At 66.6% G+C, this 14,813-nt stretch carries 16 protein-coding genes; 8 read left to right on the top strand and 8 right to left on the bottom strand.

Features of this window, described 5'->3' with window-relative positions; genetic code table 11:
* Nucleotides 1-10: 10 nt before the first annotated feature.
* Nucleotides 11-691 carry an MOSC domain-containing protein gene (locus EDF57_RS12820; RefSeq protein WP_134094603.1) on the bottom strand — a complete coding sequence of 227 codons (681 nt, stop codon included), beginning with the start codon at nucleotides 689-691 and terminating at the stop codon, nucleotides 11-13.
* Between the two features lie 203 nt (nucleotides 692-894).
* Between EDF57_RS12820 and EDF57_RS12825 the strand changes: the two genes are divergently transcribed.
* On the top strand, nucleotides 895-1,581 hold the full coding sequence (locus tag EDF57_RS12825) for a DUF4136 domain-containing protein (protein WP_134094604.1): 687 nt from the start codon (nucleotides 895-897) through the stop codon (nucleotides 1,579-1,581).
* A 159-nt stretch (nucleotides 1,582-1,740) separates the two neighbouring features.
* Nucleotides 1,741-1,920: a hypothetical protein gene (locus tag EDF57_RS12830; protein WP_132264902.1), complete on the top strand. Its 180-nt coding sequence runs from the start codon at nucleotides 1,741-1,743 to the stop codon at nucleotides 1,918-1,920.
* 157 nt (nucleotides 1,921-2,077) lie between these two features.
* Here EDF57_RS12830 and dut read toward each other — a convergent pair whose 3' ends face one another.
* The 5 genes from dut to EDF57_RS12855 all read right to left on the bottom strand — a co-directional run bounded on the left by dut (nucleotide 2,078) and on the right by EDF57_RS12855 (nucleotide 7,478).
* Nucleotides 2,078-2,548 (bottom strand): dUTP diphosphatase, encoded by a 471-nt coding sequence (dut, locus tag EDF57_RS12835; protein ID WP_132264900.1) that lies wholly within the window; start codon nucleotides 2,546-2,548, stop codon nucleotides 2,078-2,080.
* Nucleotides 2,532-4,046 (bottom strand): bifunctional phosphopantothenoylcysteine decarboxylase/phosphopantothenate synthase, encoded by a 1,515-nt coding sequence (locus EDF57_RS12840; protein WP_134094605.1) that lies wholly within the window; start codon nucleotides 4,044-4,046, stop codon nucleotides 2,532-2,534. The genes dut and EDF57_RS12840 overlap by 17 nt, the downstream gene beginning before the upstream one ends.
* 71 nt (nucleotides 4,047-4,117) lie before the next feature.
* On the bottom strand, nucleotides 4,118-5,683 hold the full coding sequence (gene ubiB / locus EDF57_RS12845; protein ID WP_134094606.1) for a 2-polyprenylphenol 6-hydroxylase: 1,566 nt from the start codon (nucleotides 5,681-5,683) through the stop codon (nucleotides 4,118-4,120).
* A gap of 8 nt (nucleotides 5,684-5,691) precedes the next feature.
* On the bottom strand, nucleotides 5,692-6,423 hold the full coding sequence (locus EDF57_RS12850) for a class I SAM-dependent methyltransferase (protein WP_134094607.1): 732 nt from the start codon (nucleotides 6,421-6,423) through the stop codon (nucleotides 5,692-5,694).
* A 110-nt stretch (nucleotides 6,424-6,533) separates the two neighbouring features.
* Nucleotides 6,534-7,478 (bottom strand): DMT family transporter, encoded by a 945-nt coding sequence (locus EDF57_RS12855; RefSeq protein WP_134094608.1) that lies wholly within the window; start codon nucleotides 7,476-7,478, stop codon nucleotides 6,534-6,536.
* Between the two features lie 112 nt (nucleotides 7,479-7,590).
* Here EDF57_RS12855 and mutM point away from each other — a divergent pair, with 112 nt between their 5' ends.
* From mutM to EDF57_RS12885, 6 genes are all read left to right on the top strand, one after another.
* Nucleotides 7,591-8,403, top strand: coding sequence for a bifunctional DNA-formamidopyrimidine glycosylase/DNA-(apurinic or apyrimidinic site) lyase (mutM, locus tag EDF57_RS12860; RefSeq protein ID WP_134094609.1), 813 nt, complete (start codon nucleotides 7,591-7,593; stop codon nucleotides 8,401-8,403).
* Between the two features lie 200 nt (nucleotides 8,404-8,603).
* On the top strand, nucleotides 8,604-8,867 hold the full coding sequence (gene rpsT / locus EDF57_RS12865) for a 30S ribosomal protein S20 (RefSeq protein WP_132264889.1): 264 nt from the start codon (nucleotides 8,604-8,606) through the stop codon (nucleotides 8,865-8,867).
* 921 nt (nucleotides 8,868-9,788) lie between these two features.
* Nucleotides 9,789-11,222 (top strand): chromosomal replication initiator protein DnaA, encoded by a 1,434-nt coding sequence (gene dnaA / locus EDF57_RS12870; RefSeq protein WP_132265344.1) that lies wholly within the window; start codon nucleotides 9,789-9,791, stop codon nucleotides 11,220-11,222.
* A gap of 346 nt (nucleotides 11,223-11,568) precedes the next feature.
* On the top strand, nucleotides 11,569-12,423 hold the full coding sequence (locus EDF57_RS12875) for a GGDEF domain-containing protein (RefSeq protein WP_134094610.1): 855 nt from the start codon (nucleotides 11,569-11,571) through the stop codon (nucleotides 12,421-12,423).
* A gap of 98 nt (nucleotides 12,424-12,521) precedes the next feature.
* Nucleotides 12,522-12,974: a DUF983 domain-containing protein gene (locus tag EDF57_RS12880; protein ID WP_134094611.1), complete on the top strand. Its 453-nt coding sequence runs from the start codon at nucleotides 12,522-12,524 to the stop codon at nucleotides 12,972-12,974.
* Nucleotides 12,971-13,768 carry a HesA/MoeB/ThiF family protein gene (locus EDF57_RS12885; protein WP_134094612.1) on the top strand — a complete coding sequence of 266 codons (798 nt, stop codon included), beginning with the start codon at nucleotides 12,971-12,973 and terminating at the stop codon, nucleotides 13,766-13,768. Before EDF57_RS12880 ends, EDF57_RS12885 begins: the two co-directional genes overlap by 4 nt.
* Here EDF57_RS12885 and EDF57_RS12890 read toward each other — a convergent pair.
* Together EDF57_RS12890 and EDF57_RS12895 are read right to left on the bottom strand one after the other, a co-directional pair.
* Nucleotides 13,747-14,085 (bottom strand): GFA family protein, encoded by a 339-nt coding sequence (locus EDF57_RS12890; RefSeq protein ID WP_208324868.1) that lies wholly within the window; start codon nucleotides 14,083-14,085, stop codon nucleotides 13,747-13,749. The genes EDF57_RS12885 and EDF57_RS12890 overlap by 22 nt on opposite strands.
* On the bottom strand, nucleotides 14,082-14,783 hold the full coding sequence (locus EDF57_RS12895; protein WP_134094877.1) for an NAD-dependent deacylase: 702 nt from the start codon (nucleotides 14,781-14,783) through the stop codon (nucleotides 14,082-14,084). Before EDF57_RS12895 ends, EDF57_RS12890 begins: the two co-directional genes overlap by 4 nt.
* Between the last annotated feature and the right edge of the window lie 30 nt (nucleotides 14,784-14,813).

Below are 14,813 nucleotides of genomic sequence, written 5' to 3' on the forward strand. Positions count from 1 at the left end.
GACGCTTCGCTCAGGAATCCAGTCCCAGGAGCTTCGCCCGGCGCCGCATCCACGTCGCCGCGAGTGCGCCGACCTCGCCCAGCGCGTCCAGCCCCTCGCGGTCCTTCTTGTGCTCGCCGGCGATCAGCAGGCCGAAGACCCGGCGGACGCTCCATGCGGGCCAAGGCCGCTCGGCCAGCACCATGCGGTCCCCGGCGGCGACTTCGCCTTCCTCCAGAACCCGGTAGTACCAGCCCGACCGGCGCGACTTCACCACGCCGGCGTTGACGGCCGAGCCGTCGAAGCGGTGATCGAGCTTCCAGCAGGGCTGCCGCCCCTGCGACACCTCGACCAGGGCCGTCCCCAGCCGCCAGCGATCGCCCACGCAGATCATGTCCTCGGTCAGGCCCTCGGTGGCGATGTTCTCGCCGAAAGCGCCATAGGCCGAGAGAAGCGGATGGGCGCCGATCGAGTCGCGCCAGAAGGCATAGTGATCGTGCGGATAGTGGTGGATCGCCTTGTCCGGCCCGCCGTGGACCGCAAGATCCGCCTGCTCGTCGCCCTCCAGTCCCAGCCGACGGACGCGAACCGCTCCCTCCACCGCCAGCTTGCCGATGGCGCTGGGTTCGTCCGCGCCGCGAAAAGGGCTGACTTTCCCGCATTGCACGGAGAGAATCGCGATGGAATTCGTCTCGGGGGAACTGTTCAACATCGCCGGCGCTTCCTACATGATTACCCTGATCTCAGGCCGTGACTCACGGCTGAATGGACAAAGGCCACATCAAACGGCTTATCGCCGGTTAGCCTCCATTCAACCGCTATTCAGGGCATTGATATTAAGGCAGAGTCGCAAGGAATCACAGGCCGCGCTTGGGAAGGGCGTTTCGGACCTGGCAGGTTCGTGGAGTGAAACCGATGACAGAACATCCCGGAACCCATCTCGGAAAGCTGAGGCTAGCAGCCGCGGCTTTCATGCTGATGGCCCTCGCCGCCTGCGCAACGCCCTTCAAGGCCGACGTTTCGCGTTTCCAGTCGCAGCTTCCGGCACCGTCCGGCCAGACCGTCGCCGTCGTGGCAGACGATCCCAAGCTTGCGGGCGGCCTCGAATTCGCAACGTACGCCCGTCTGGTCAGCGATCGCCTGCAGAAGGTGGGCTATGCCACCGTGGACGATCCTTCGAAGGCAACCCTGATCGCCCGCTTCGACTACGGCGTCGACACCGGCCGTGAGCGCGTCCGTTCGACGCCCGCAATGGGCGGCGGCTACTGGGGCCCGTGGTATGGCGGCGGCTGGGGCGGCCGTGGCTACTACGGTCGCGGCTGGGGCGGCGGCTGGGGCTGGGGCGGCCCGTGGCGCTATGGCTGGTACGATCCGTTCTTCGATGGCGGCGTGGATTCCTACACCGTCTACACCAGCGGCATCACACTGAAGATCGACCGTGCGGCCGACAACCAGCGCCTGTTCGAAGGCAAGGCCGAGGCCGTTTCGGCTTCGAACCACCTGCAGTACCTCATTCCGAACCTCGTCGAATCGATGTTCACGAATTTCCCCGGGAACTCGGGCGAGACCGTGCGCATTACCGTCGCGCCGGAAAAGAAGTGATCTTTAAAATGAGCTGATTGGCTCCCCCTGCGAAGAGGGAGGCACCGAGGGGCGGGTCCGCTGAAATATGCGGGCCCGTCCTTTCTTTTTGCCGGTCCGGCCCGTATCGCAGCCGCTCCGGTTGACCGCCGCCAACCGCACGGGAATGCTCGCCGCCTAATGAACACCTTCATGGCCATCATGTCGCAGCTCTTCTGGGGCGTGACCGTGGGCGCCCTTTCCGCAGCCTTTTCAACGCTTGCCAAAGGGCTCGCGGCGATCGCCGGGATCGGCGGAGTGGGCTGGTATTCGCTGAAGCGCCGCCGCGACAAGCGCGCGCGACTCGATCGCAAGGATTGACGGAAAACAGGGAGCATTGCCCCCCGCCCCTTCAAAACGGCCAAAGTCAGGTGCCGGCGCGCCCATCGCGTCCTCCAGGGACCGACCGGTACGCCGCAGCAAACGCGCAAGAAAGCTGAAATATCGAGGGTCCGGGGGATAACCCCCGGGACGTCCCTCAGCTTCCCAGGGCGACGACCCCGCCGGTCGAACCGAACCCGCCTTCACCGCGCTCGGTGGATTCCAGCTCATCCACCGTCAGCCAGGCGGCGCGCGTCACCGGCGCCAGCACGAGCTGCGCCACACGGTCGCCGCGGCGGATCTCGAAAGCCTGCGCGCCGTGGTTGATCAGGATGACCTTGAGTTCGCCGCGATAGTCCGAATCGATCGTGCCCGGCGAATTCGGTACCGAGATCCCGTGCTTGAGCGCCAGGCCCGAACGCGGACGGACCTGGATCTCGAAGCCCGGCGGAATCGCCATGGCCAGTCCGGTGGCAACGGCGTGGCGGCCGCCCGGTGCCAGCGTCACGTCTTCCGCAGAGACCACGTCCATGCCCGCCGCGCCGTTCGTGGCGTAAGCGGGCAAGTCCAGCCCTTCGCCGTGAGGCAGGATCTTGACGGGAACGGGGACGTCAGCGGGGGAGTGCATCTGCGAACCTTTCGACGAGGGCGCGCGCGACGTCCTCCTTGGGCATTTCCGGAAGACTGATCACATCGTCCGCGCGCACGATGTGGACCGCATTCACATCGCCGCCCATGACATCGCCCGACACGTCGTTGGCGATGATCCAGTCGGCACCCTTGCGTTTGCGTTTTTCGGTGGCGTAGCGAATGACGTCCTGCGTCTCCGCCGCGAAGCCGATCACCAGCGGTGGCCGTTCGGGGCTGGTCGCGAGCGTGGCCAGGATGTCGGGATTTTCGGTGAGCAAGAGGGCCGGCGGCGCAGAGCCGCGCTTCTTGAGTTTCTGGTCGGCCGTATGGGCGACGCGCCAGTCGGCCACGGCCGCGACCATGACGGCGATGTCGGCCGGCATGGAGCGCTTCACCGCCTCGGCCATCTGCAAGGCGCTTTCCACATCCACGCGGTCGACACCGGGCGGCGTGGGCAAGTGGACCGGGCCCGCCACCAGGGTGACCCGCGCGCCCGCCTCGGCAGCGGCGGCGGCGATCGCGAAGCCCTGCTTGCCCGAGGAACGGTTGGCGATGTAGCGCACGGGGTCGATCGGCTCCCAGGTCGGCCCGGCAGTGACCAGGACGTGGCGCCCGGAAAGCGGCCCCTCGAAAGGCGCCTGCGCCAGATGCAGCGCTTCGGGATCGGTGGCGGGCGCGGCGCGCGCCTCGCCCTTGCGGGCCGCCAGGGCGGCTTCTTCCGGCGTGAAACCGAGATCCTCATGGCTGGCGGCAAGGCCTGCGTCCCGGCCGTCGCCTCCGCCGCCGCCAAAGGTGATGGCCTGCTTGCCCTTCTGCCGCCCGCGCGCGATCAGGCCGCCGGAAAGGCCGCCCAGGCCGATATCGTCGGGTTCCGAATGCTCGGGCTCAGGCGTCGCGAACTGCGGCTGCCAGCTGAAAGGATCGCCCCCCGGTAGCGGCGCGACTTCCACCGGGCCGAGGCCGAGCGCCCAGGCGATGCGCTGCCAGATCGCCAGCGGATCGGGCAGCCGGCCGGGGCCGTATTCGCCGCAGGCCATGGTGCCTTCGTCAGGCTCCATCACGTCCACCCCGGCATCGCGCAGCACCTGGACGTTGCGCGTGGTGGCGGCGTGCTGCCACATGCGCACGTTCATCGCCGGGACCGCCATGACCGGCTTGTCCGTCGCCAGCAGCATGGTCGTGGCGAGATCGTCGGCAATGCCCGACGCCATCTTGGCCAGAAGATCCGCCGTCGCCGGGCAGACCACGACGAGGTCCGCCTCCCGGCTGAGCTGGATATGCCCCATCTCGGCTTCGTTTTTGAGGTCCCAGAGCGTGGTGTAGACCGGTTTTTCGGACAAGGCCGCAAGCGCCATGGGCGTGACGAAGTGCGCTCCGCCCTCGGTCAGGACGCAAGTGACTTCGCCGCCTTCCTTGCGGATCTGCCGGACGAGTTCGCAGGACTTGTAAGCGGCGATACCGCCGCCCACGACCAGGAGAATGCGTGGTCCACTCATGCTCGGGGCTTGTGCAACACCGCGCCGGAGGGCGCAATCAGTTTGGGAATGCCGGCCTCAAAAACGGCGCATCATCCCATCAGCGCCCAATATGTCAGCCCCCAGGCCGCCGCACCGCCCAGCACCGCTGCAAGGCCGCGGCCCAGCCAGGGGTTGCCCTCGGGCTTGTGCTTGCTGCGGCGCTCCCAGATGAGGTCGACATCGGGCAGCGGCGCCTGTTCGGGCGCGCCGCCCTTGGGCGGGAATTTCTCCTCGATCCGCCGCACCAGCGCCGGCAGGCGCAGCAGCGTGCCGAGATCCTCGCGCAGGCGGTCGGCAATGACCGCCTCGGGGCCGAGTTCGTCGCGCAGCCAGCTCTTCACGAAGGGCGCCGAAACGTCCCACATGTTGATGTCGGGATCGAGCGCGGTGGCCAGGCCTTCGACCATGACCATGGTCTTCTGGAGCAGCAGCAAGTGCGGCTGCACCGCCATGTCGAAATCGCGCGTGATCGCAAAAAGCCCGTCGAGCATCTGGCCGACCGACAGTTCGGAGACCGGCTTGCCGCGCATGGGCTCGCCCACCGCGCGCAGCGCCGTCGCGAACTCTTCGACGGTGTGGTAGCTCGGGACGTATTGCGCCTCGAAATGGATTTCGGCCACGCGGCGATAGTTGCCGGTGGTGAGGCCGTAGAGGATCTCCGCCAGCCAGAGCCGGGCCTGCCGGTTGATGCGGCCCATGATGCCGAAGTCGATGGCGACGATAGTGCCGTCTTCCTCCACGAACAGGTTGCCCTGGTGCATGTCGGCATGGAAAAAGCCGCTGGAGATCGCCTGGGTGAGGAACGTGATCACCAGCTTGTGCGCCAGCCGGGGCAGATCGTGCCCGGCCGCGCGCAGACCGGCGAGGTCGCTCATCTTGGTGGCACCGATCCACTCGATCGTCAGGACCTGCCCATTGGTGCGGTCCCAGTCGATGTGCGGCACGCGGTAGCCGTGGATGCCCTTCATCGCATCGGAGAGTTCCGATGCCGAGGCGGCTTCCCGCCGCAGGTCCAGCTCGCGCAGGGTCCAGCGCTTGAGGTTGGCGACGACCGCGCGCGGACGCAGGCGCGAGGCTTCCCCGCCCAGCGCCTCGAGATGGGCGGCGGCCCATTCATACGTCTCGACGTCGCGGGCGAACTGCTCGCGAATGCCGGGGCGCAGCACTTTCACCGCCACGGTGCGGCCGTCAGGCGTGATCGCCCGGTGCACCTGGGCGATCGAAGCGGCGCCGACCGGGTCTTCCTCGATCGAGGCGAAGACCTGCTCCAGCGGGCGGCCGAAGCTGCTCTCGATCACCTGGCGGATCTCGGAGAAAGCCACCGGCGGCAGGCTGTCCTGCAGGGTCAGCAGATTGCGCGCAGGCCCCTCGCCCACGAGATCGGGCCGCGTCGCCAGCGCCTGACCGAGCTTGATCGCGGCCGGGCCGATTTCCTGGAAGGCGCCGGCATAGTCCGGCTCGGCGGGCTGGCGGGTGCCGAAGCGGGCGATCCGGGAGAGGCGCTTGACCTGGGCCGGGGCATTGCGATCGTTCTCGATCCCGCGCAGCGCGCCATGGCGTGCGAGGACGCGCCCCCACTTGAGGAGGCGCAGGACGTGCGTCGTGGAACCCGTCACTTGTCCGGTTACACTTTCCAGCCCGAGTGGATCGCGACGAGGCCGCCCATGATCGGCTCGACCTTGGTATGCTTGAACCCAGCCGCGCGGATCATCCGTTCGAATTCCGGCATCGGCGGGAAGCGGCGGATCGATTCGATCAGGTAGCGGTACGATTCGGCGTCACCGGCGATCGCCTGCCCGATCTTCGGCACCAGGTGGTGCGAATAGGCATCGTAGACTTCCTTGAAGCCGGGCCATTCGGTGGTCGAGAATTCGAGGCAGAAGAAACGTCCGCCGAACTTGAGCACGCGGTGCGCCTCGGCCAGCGCCTTGTCGATATGCGTGACGTTGCGAATGCCGAAAGCGATCGTGTAGGCATCGAAGAACCGGTCCCCGAAAGACAGCACCTCGGCGTTCTGGCGCGACCAGACCAGGCCATCTATGCCCTGCTCCATCGCGCGCTCGATGCCGACGTCCAGCATGTCCTGGTTGATGTCCGACACGGTGATCGAGGCGCCCTGCGCCGCCATGCGGAAGGCGATGTCGCCCGTGCCGCCGGCCATGTCGAGAATCTGTTCGCCCTCGCGCGGCTTCACGCGGCGCACGAACTTGTCCTTCCAGAGCCGGTGCATGCCCACGGACATGGCATCGTTCATCACGTCGTACTTGCGTGCGACGCTGGAGAAGACGGCGCCGACGCGCCCTTCCTTCTCGTCGGGGCTGACCTCTTCGTAGCCGAAGGAAACCGTTTCGCTCATGGCGCAGTCCTCTAGCCGTCCGGCCGCGCCTGCGCCACCCGGTGATTTGGTTATTTTGCCGAGGGGGCCGGGTTGCGCGGGGTGTCTGCCGGCTGCGCCTCGTGGCGCCCCTAATCGGTGCCCATTGCCCTCTTGCGCACCGGGTCGGTCTTGATGGCCGCGTTACGCGCGGCGACAGCCGACAGAACGATGCCGCCCAGGATCAGGGCCATGCCCGCCACATGATAGCGATGCAGCGCCTCGCCAAGGAGCAGGGCCGAGAGCAATGCGCCGAACAGCGGCATCAGCGTGATCGCCTGCCCCGCCCGCGCCGCGCCCAGCTCATGCGTGGCGCGGTTGTAGATGAAGTACGCGATCACCGATGGGAACACGCCGATATAGGCATAGGCGGCCAGGACTTTCGGGCTCCAGGCCACGACCTGCCCCTGCATGGTTTCCATCGCCGCCAGCGGCGCCATTGCGCAGGCGCCGATCGTGAACGTCAGCAGCAGGAAGCTCGGGGCCGATATCGCCGGGCGCTTGCGCAGGAACACGGTGTAGAGCGACCAGGCCGCTACCGCGCAAAAGATCAGCCCGTCCCCGGGTCCGAAACGCAGCTGCACCAGTGCCGCCGGATCGCCCCGGAACACGATGGCCGCGACCCCGACCGTGGAGACGACCACTCCCAGCACATGCATCCGCCCCGGACGCCCCCTGAAGATCGCGAAGTCCAGCAGCATGACCGCCGCCGGGATCGCCGCCTGCAGCAGCAGGGCATTGGCGGCCGTGGTGAAATGCAGCCCCTTGTAGATAAAGCCGTTGAAGCACACGACCCCGAAGAAGCCGAGCGCCAGCACCCAGCGCCAGGCGGCCAGCGCCTCGGCCCGCTCTTTCCAGAGCTGGCGCGCCGCGAAGGGGAGCAGGATCAGCACCGCGATCATCCAGCGCCCGAAGGCCAGGGTAAAAGGCGGGACATCCGCCCGCACCCCCCGTCCCACGATCGAGTTGCCTGCCCAGAACAGCATGACCAGCCCCAGCATAAGGAACGCGCGCGTGTGAGACCTGTTGTTTTCCATGCGCTTGGCTTGCTTCGGAAGCGGACGGAAGAAAAGGGAAAATGCAGGCACCGTGCTTACCTGCAGGTCTTCCCCTTTTCTTCCTCCCCCCATCCCCTATCTCCCTTCCACGATGCCAGAACTTCCCGAAGTAGAAACCACCGTTCGCGGCCTCGCCCGCTACCTGGAGGGCGAGCGGATCGCCCGCATCACGCTCAACCGCGCCGATTTGCGCCGTCCTTTTCCGCCCGATCTGGTGCAAGTGCTCACCGGCGCCACGGTCACCGGTCTCGGCCGCCGCGCGAAGTACGGCCTCATCCATACCGACCGCGAACAGACGATGGTCTTCCACCTCGGCATGTCCGGCCGCTGGCGCATCGAACCCGAAGCGGCCGAGAAGCATGACCACCTCGTCATGGAAACCGGGTCCGGCCATGTCCTGGCGCTCAACGATGCGCGGCGGTTCGGCTCGGTCGACCTCGTGGCCACCCCGGCGCTCGATTCCTGGGGTCCTTTCGCGGCGCTCGGCCCCGAGCCGCTGGGCGAAGACCTGACCGCCGCGCACCTCAAGACGGCCTTTGCCGGCCGCATTGCGCCGATCAAGCAGATGCTGCTCGACCAGTCGATCGTAGCGGGCCTAGGCAATATCTACGTATGCGAGGCGCTGTTCCGGGCCGGTATCCGGCCCGACAAGCAGGCCGGGCTCGTCACCCTGCCTGCCTTGCGCAAGCTGGTGCCGGCGATCCGGGAGGTCCTGGCAGAATCGATCGCGGCGGGAGGCTCGACGATCCGCGACTACGCGCAGCCCAACGGCGAACTGGGATATTTCGCCGCCGCATGGCAGGTATACGGGCGCGAAGGGCAGGACTGTACCTGCGGCGCCCCGGTCCAGCGATTCGCCCAGGGCGGGCGCAGCACGTTCTGGTGCGCCCGCTGCCAGAGATAGACGGGGCCCGCATGGCTCAAACAGCGCCTTTCCGCGCCCGGAAACCCGGAAACGGGCCGTTTTCAGCGCCTCTCACGGGTTGACGGAACGGCGCTTCACCGTTAAGGGGCGCGCTTTCCGGCGAGTCCGCTCGCCTAGAGATTCGATCAGGCAATTGGGCCGCCATCACCGCTGTGGGGGGGCCAGACAGAGGAAATTCGATGGCCAATACGCCGCAAGCCCGCAAGCGCATCCGCCGTAACGAGCGCCGCGCGGAGATCAATACGAACCGCATCAGCCGCATCCGCACCTTCCTGAAGAAGGTCGAGACGGCGATCGCCGGTGGTGACAAGGGCGCCGCGACGGCTGCTCTCAAGGAAGCCCAGCCTGAACTGGCTCGCGGCGTGGCTCGCGGCGTGCTTCACAAGAACACGGCTTCGCGCAAGATGTCGCGTCTCACCAAGCGCGTCGCCTCGCTCGGCTGATCATACCCGGCAGGCGCGCCCCTGAGGCGCGCCCACCGTGCGGCACCGGCCCGCGCAGCTATCTGAACTCCCGTCCCGCCGGACGAGATTTCAGGCAGCCGCGCGGGCCGCGCCCGTTTGGGCGCCCAGCACGGCCCGCGCTTAAAGCAAGCGTCATAGGCCTCCCGGACGCCCTCCGGCCAGTTCATGGCCGGCCTGCCGACCCACTCTGCTGCTCTCACTCTGCTGCCCCCGATCTGCCGGCCCGATCTGCTGGCCCAGAATCGCCCGCGTGAGTCGTGCGGATGTCACAGAAGGGATTCGCGGGAGCGATTCGCCCCCTGCCCGGCAAGACTTGCCGCTTCGGTGAGTACGTAACAGGAACGCCTGGAGCGACGCCATGGGCGCCCCATTTCGGGACCCTGACAGGGTGCTGCACGCCTTGCGGGCGAAAGGCGCGGAAACGTTGCGATTCGCATGCAAGAGAATCGCAACGCGTCACTAACTATCTGTTTTTATGAGATAATTTAGATCATGACGGAAATTGGGCACTGAAGGCGAGTCAACCGCCATATTTTTTTTTATTTGGGGAGTGCTGTCTTGCACGGCGGCCAAACCCGTTCCTAAAAGAAGTCCACAGGCCGGAGCGGAAACCGGCTGGGGAACATCGACAGCGACGAGACTCCTGCTGCAGGCACTCCTGCAGTCGAGGGTCGTTTTGTCCGCGTTTTCCGGCTCCGTACGGGGGCTCACATCGGGATTCACCTCCCGTGGGCACCGGTTCCACGCATGGCATTCAATTTTCGCGGCCCGCTGGGCCACATTCGGGGTAGCTGCCAACAGAGGGGAGTTGGTCCAGTGTCAGGTTCAACAGCGGGTCGGTCTCCGGCAAGTCAGGGCGCAAACGGCGTGATTAAGAAATCGAAGGCGGTACGAGTGGCGATGGAAGAGGATCAGGAAGCCGTGAATCTGGCGGCAGACTGGGCTGACATCAGCCAGGGCCTGCGCAAGGATCTCGGCCATCAGGCGCATAGCCAGTGGATCAAGCCGATCCAGCCGGGCAACTACTGCAAGGAAACCGGTACGCTCGACCTGTACCTGCCCACCGAGTTCTCGGCCAATTGGGTGGCGGATCGCTTTGCCGATCGCCTGTCGCTGGCTTGGAAGATCGCCCGTCCCGACGTCCGCCACGTCCGCATCCTGGTGCACCCCGGTCGCCGGCAGCTGCCCGAGCTGCGCCTCGGCAGCGGCGGCCGCCCGAACAGCGCGCCGGCCAACGATTCGGCCCAGGGTTCCGCGGATTCGATCGCGGCCGTCCTCCAGGGCGAGGCATTTGCCGCGCTCGGCCAGGGCCCGGTCGGCATCGACGCCTCGCAGACCTTCACCTCGTTCGTAACCGGCCAGAGCAACGTGCTGGCCTGCAATGCCGCCCAGCGCATGTCCGCCACCGAGACGCCGCAGTTCTCGCCGCTCTACCTCAAGGGCGCGACGGGACAGGGCAAGACCCACCTGCTGCACGCGATCGGCCACGCCTATCTGGCGAACCACCCGCACGCGCGAATCTTCTACTGCTCGGCCGAGCGCTTCATGGTCGAATTCGTCCAGGCCCTGCGCCAGAACCAGATGATCGAGTTCAAGTCGCGCCTGCGCGGTTTCGACCTGCTGCTGGTGGACGACATCCAGTTCATCATCGGCAAGGCTTCGGCGCAGGAAGAACTGCTCTACACGATCGATGCCCTGCTCCAGGAAGGCAAGCGGCTGGTCTTCGCCGCCGACCGCGCACCCCAGGCGCTCGACGGTGTCGAACCGCGCCTGTTGTCGCGCCTGTCGATGGGCCTTGTCGCCGACATCCAGCCGGCCGACATCGAACTGCGCCGCTCGATTCTCGAAAACCGCCTTGGCCGCTTCGCCTCGGTCGACGTGCCGGCCGATGTGATCGAGTTCCTGGCCCGCACCATCAATCGCAACGTGCGCGAACTGGTCGGCGGCCTGAACAAGCTGATCGCCTATGCCCAGCTCACCGGGCAGGCCGTCTCGCTCCAGCTTGCCGAGGAACAGCTCACCGATATCCTCTCGGCCAACCGCCGCCGCATCACGATCGACGAGATCCAGCGCACGGTCTGCCAGTTCTACCGGATCGACCGGACCGAGATGAGTTCCAAGCGCCGCGCCCGCGCCGTCGTGCGTCCGCGCCAGGTGGCCATGTACCTCGCCAAGGTGCTGACGCCGCGCTCCTATCCGGAGATCGGCCGCAAGTTCGGCGGGCGGGATCACTCCACCGTGATTCACGCCGTGCGCCTGATCGAAGAGCTGCGCACGCGCGATGCCGACATGGACGGCGACGTCCGCTCGCTGCTGCGCCAGCTCGAATCCTGATCCGGTCCGAAGCATGAGAGGTGGCCGGGGGCTTATCCCCCGGCGCCTCACCAGCTTGTCCGCAAGCTTTTCCGCGGGCTTGTTCACAGGCCGCCGCTGCAAGACGCACAGGCGCTGCCTCACCCGGACGTCCCCGGCGATGACGAGCGACAAGTAAAACCACGAAGACAGTAAAACCACGAGGACAAGGGCCTGCCGGTCTTGGCTTACCGCACCGCCGACTTGTCGTCCTCGGCCCGCAACCTGCTCTATCCGGCTGGGATGCAAAAATTTAACCACTGAATAAGCGTAGTGATGTAGTCTCCATGCGACCCGGGCGGCCTTCGCCCGACGGAAGAGGCTCCCCATGCGCTTCTATCAGGCCACGACTTTCCTGTTCCCCCGGCGCTACGAATGGCGCATCCTCCTCGTCTGCTTCGGGGCGGTGCACGTTCCGCTGCTGGCCTGCGTCGCCTATCAGGCCGCTACCGGGCAGTGGCAGCCGGGGATCCTGCTGATTTTGCTGGCCGCCACCCTGCTGGGTACCCTGTTCGGCCTCGCGGCGATCCATGCGCTGCTCAGCCCGATCACCACCGCCACGGAGATGCTCCGGTCGATCCAGGCCGGGGAGCGCGTGGGCATGGTTCCCGTGGGCAACCAGGACCTCGTCGGCCGCCTGCTCCACGGGGTGGCCGTGGCCGCCAACGAATCGGCGGCACGGATCGAGCGCCTGATCGAGGCTTCCGAACGCGACGAACTGACCGGCCTGCGCAATCGCCGCGGCTTCCTCGATTCGGCGCGGCGGATCCTCGCGGCCGATTGCAATTCGGTCTTCGCGATGGTCGATATCGACCGCTTCAAGGCGATCAACGACCGCTTCGGCCATGCCACCGGCGACGCACTGCTGCGCGAAGTGGCGCTGCGGCTGGAACACGGCGTGCGGCGGTCGGACGTGGTGGCACGCTGGGGCGGCGAGGAATTCGCGATTCTCTTCCCGGATACCCTGCTGGAAGAAGCGCGCGTGGTGATGGAGCGCCTGCGCGCCAGCATCGCGCTCGACCCCACCTTGCGCGGGGATGAGTGGCCGGTGACTTTCTCCTGCGGGCTCGCCCCGATCCGCAATTTCGCCCATCTCGACCAGGCGACGCGCAATGCCGACGGCGCGCTCTATGCCGCCAAGAACGGCGGGCGCAACCGGGTGCAGATCTCCAAGGACGAATAGCCGCTGCGCGAAAGCCGGGTCACGGCCGGCCCGGCTAGGTTTTTCACACAGGCTGGCCCGCCTTGCCCCACCCGGCCCCGATGCTGTAGGCCCCGGCCATGAACCCCGCCCTTCCCGCAGCCTATTCGCAAGCCGCCCTGCGCGGTGTGCGTTGCCGCTGCCCGCGCTGCGGCGAAGGCCGCCTGTTCCGCAAATGGCTGAAGCCGCTGGAACGCTGCCCGGTCTGCATGCTGGATCTGACGCCGCAGCGGGCGGACGATTTTCCGGCCTATATCGCCATGATCGTCACCGGCCACCTGATGGCACCGCTGATCATCACCCTGTCCAAGGACTTCCACCTTGGCCCCGCGGCCATGTTCGCGATCCTGATTCCCCTGGCGGTGGCGATGATGATCGGCATGCTCCAGCCCGCCAAAGGCGCGGTGATCGTTACCCAGTGGTGGTTCGGCATGCATGGTTTCCGCAAGGAACGGCCGGAACCCCTGCCGATCCCGGCCGAGCCCGATGGAGTGCCGGGCGGCGCGACCGGCGGCGAAGCAGGCCGCGAATGAGCCTTTCCCCCGAACGCCTCCAGCGCTTTGCGCGCCACATCGTGCTGCCCGAAGTGGGCGGCGCCGGCCAGGTCGGCCTGGCCGAGGCGCATGTGGTGCTTGTCGGCTGCGGCGGGATAGGCAGTCCTGCCCTTCAATATCTCGCCGCAGCCGGCATAGGACGGCTGACACTGATCGATGACGACACGGTGGACGTCAGCAATCTGCAACGTCAGACGATTTATACGCCATCTGATATCGGCAAGCCCAAGGCGGAAGCGGCGGCCGAATGGGTGCGGCGCTTTGATCTTGGCCTTGAGGTCCTGCCGACCGTAACGCGTCTCGGGGGTGACAACGCGGCAGAGATTCTCTCCGGCGCGAGCGTGGTACTGGACGGGTGTGACAACTTCGCGACTCGGCTGCTGGTGTCAGATTCCTGTGTGAAACTCGGCATTCCCCTCACCAGCGGGGCGGTTGGCCGATTCCAGGGCCAGGTCGCCAATTTCGCCGGGCACCTGCCGGAGCAGCCCTGCTACCGCTGTTTCGTGGGCGATGCCTTCGATGCGCAGGACTGCGACACTTGTGCGGCGGACGGTGTGCTGGGGGCCATGGTCGGCATGGTCGGCACGTTTGCGGCCATGCATGCCATGCGCGTCCTGCTGGAAGGCAAGGCCGCGCTGGGTGTTCCGCAATACGGCACGCTTCACCTGATCGACGGCATGGCGCCCTCGCTACGGCCGCTCAGGATCGCCAAGGATCCCGGCTGCCGCGCCTGCGGGACCGCAGCGCCCGTTCAGGCCGATCTGCCGTCGTAAGTGTAGACCGATAGCTGCGCGAGCAGTGCGGGGTCGAACAGGCGCATGTTCACGCCCATCCGGTCCTGCGCGGGATCGACCGGGCTCCAGTGCGTGGTGCAGCCGCAGTGCGGGCAGTGCCAGAAGGTGAGCACTTTATCGCCGGTCTGGTAGCCCGCCAGCGGACCCTCGATCCGCACTTTCGCGGGGCTGTGATAGGACCATAGCGCCCCCAGCCGATGGCAGACCGAACAGTTGCAATCGCAAACCTCGTGCGGCTGATCCGCCAGTTCCAGCGTGACCGCGCCGCAATGACAGCTTCCCTTGTGCATCGTCATAGGCCGAGCACTTCATCTACCCAGGCGCTGACCAGTGCGGTGGCCGGCCCATGGCGCGCCGCATCGAACCAAGCGGTCCCCTGCGAAGGTTCGAGGTTCAGCTCCAGCGTCTCCGCCCCGAATTCGCGCGCATTGCGCACGAAACCGGCTGCGGGATAGACCGCGCCGGACGTGCCGATCGAGACGAACAGGTCCGCCTGCTCCAGAGCCTCGAAGATCTCGTCCATGCGGTAGGGCATTTCTCCGAACCAGACGATGTCGGGCCGCAGTTCCGCGGCGCCGCATTCGGGACAGGCGGGGCGATCGAGCAGCGGGCCGGTCCAAGGTGAGCGCACGTCGCAGGCCGTGCACCAGGCGTTGAGATGCTCGCCATGCATGTGGAGCACGCGTTTTGCGCCGGCCCGCTCGTGCAGGTCGTCCACATTCTGCGTGACGATCAGCAATTCGCCCTCCCATTCGCGATCGAGGCGCGCCAGCGCGAGATGGGCGGCATTGGGTTCCTTGGTCTGGATCGCCTCTCGCCGCATGTCGTAGAAGCGCAGCACCAGATCGGGATCGCGCGCGAAAGCCTCGGGCGTCGCCACGTCCTCGACGCGGTGCTGCTCCCACAGCCCTCCGCCGTCTCGAAAGGTATCGATGCCGCTTTCGGCGCTCACGCCCGCGCCGGTGAGGATGACGATGTTGCGGATGTCCTTCATCCCCGCCATGAGACCAGCCTTCAACGGAGA

The organism is Novosphingobium sp. PhB55 (genome assembly GCF_004368805.1).
In the GTDB taxonomy this organism is placed as follows: Bacteria; Pseudomonadota; Alphaproteobacteria; order Sphingomonadales; family Sphingomonadaceae; genus Novosphingobium.

What these genes read in the sequence shown, in the direction of transcription:
- EDF57_RS12820 (WP_134094603.1), bottom strand. Translation starts at nt 691, where the DNA reads ATGTTGAACAGTTCCCCCGAGACGAATTCCATCGCGATTCTCTCCGTG.
- EDF57_RS12825 (WP_134094604.1), top strand. Translation starts at nt 895, where the DNA reads ATGACAGAACATCCCGGAACCCATCTCGGAAAGCTGAGGCTAGCAGCC.
- EDF57_RS12830 (WP_132264902.1), top strand. Translation starts at nt 1,741, where the DNA reads ATGAACACCTTCATGGCCATCATGTCGCAGCTCTTCTGGGGCGTGACC.
- dut (WP_132264900.1), bottom strand. Translation starts at nt 2,548, where the DNA reads ATGCACTCCCCCGCTGACGTCCCCGTTCCCGTCAAGATCCTGCCTCAC.
- EDF57_RS12840 (WP_134094605.1), bottom strand. Translation starts at nt 4,046, where the DNA reads ATGAGTGGACCACGCATTCTCCTGGTCGTGGGCGGCGGTATCGCCGCT.
- EDF57_RS12850 (WP_134094607.1), bottom strand. Translation starts at nt 6,423, where the DNA reads ATGAGCGAAACGGTTTCCTTCGGCTACGAAGAGGTCAGCCCCGACGAG.
- EDF57_RS12855 (WP_134094608.1), bottom strand. Translation starts at nt 7,478, where the DNA reads ATGGAAAACAACAGGTCTCACACGCGCGCGTTCCTTATGCTGGGGCTG.
- mutM (WP_134094609.1), top strand. Translation starts at nt 7,591, where the DNA reads ATGCCAGAACTTCCCGAAGTAGAAACCACCGTTCGCGGCCTCGCCCGC.
- rpsT (WP_132264889.1), top strand. Translation starts at nt 8,604, where the DNA reads ATGGCCAATACGCCGCAAGCCCGCAAGCGCATCCGCCGTAACGAGCGC.
- dnaA (WP_132265344.1), top strand. Translation starts at nt 9,789, where the DNA reads ATGGAAGAGGATCAGGAAGCCGTGAATCTGGCGGCAGACTGGGCTGAC.
- EDF57_RS12875 (WP_134094610.1), top strand. Translation starts at nt 11,569, where the DNA reads ATGCGCTTCTATCAGGCCACGACTTTCCTGTTCCCCCGGCGCTACGAA.
- EDF57_RS12880 (WP_134094611.1), top strand. Translation starts at nt 12,522, where the DNA reads ATGAACCCCGCCCTTCCCGCAGCCTATTCGCAAGCCGCCCTGCGCGGT.
- EDF57_RS12885 (WP_134094612.1), top strand. Translation starts at nt 12,971, where the DNA reads ATGAGCCTTTCCCCCGAACGCCTCCAGCGCTTTGCGCGCCACATCGTG.
- EDF57_RS12890 (WP_208324868.1), bottom strand. Translation starts at nt 14,085, where the DNA reads ATGACGATGCACAAGGGAAGCTGTCATTGCGGCGCGGTCACGCTGGAA.
- EDF57_RS12895 (WP_134094877.1), bottom strand. Translation starts at nt 14,783, where the DNA reads ATGAAGGACATCCGCAACATCGTCATCCTCACCGGCGCGGGCGTGAGC.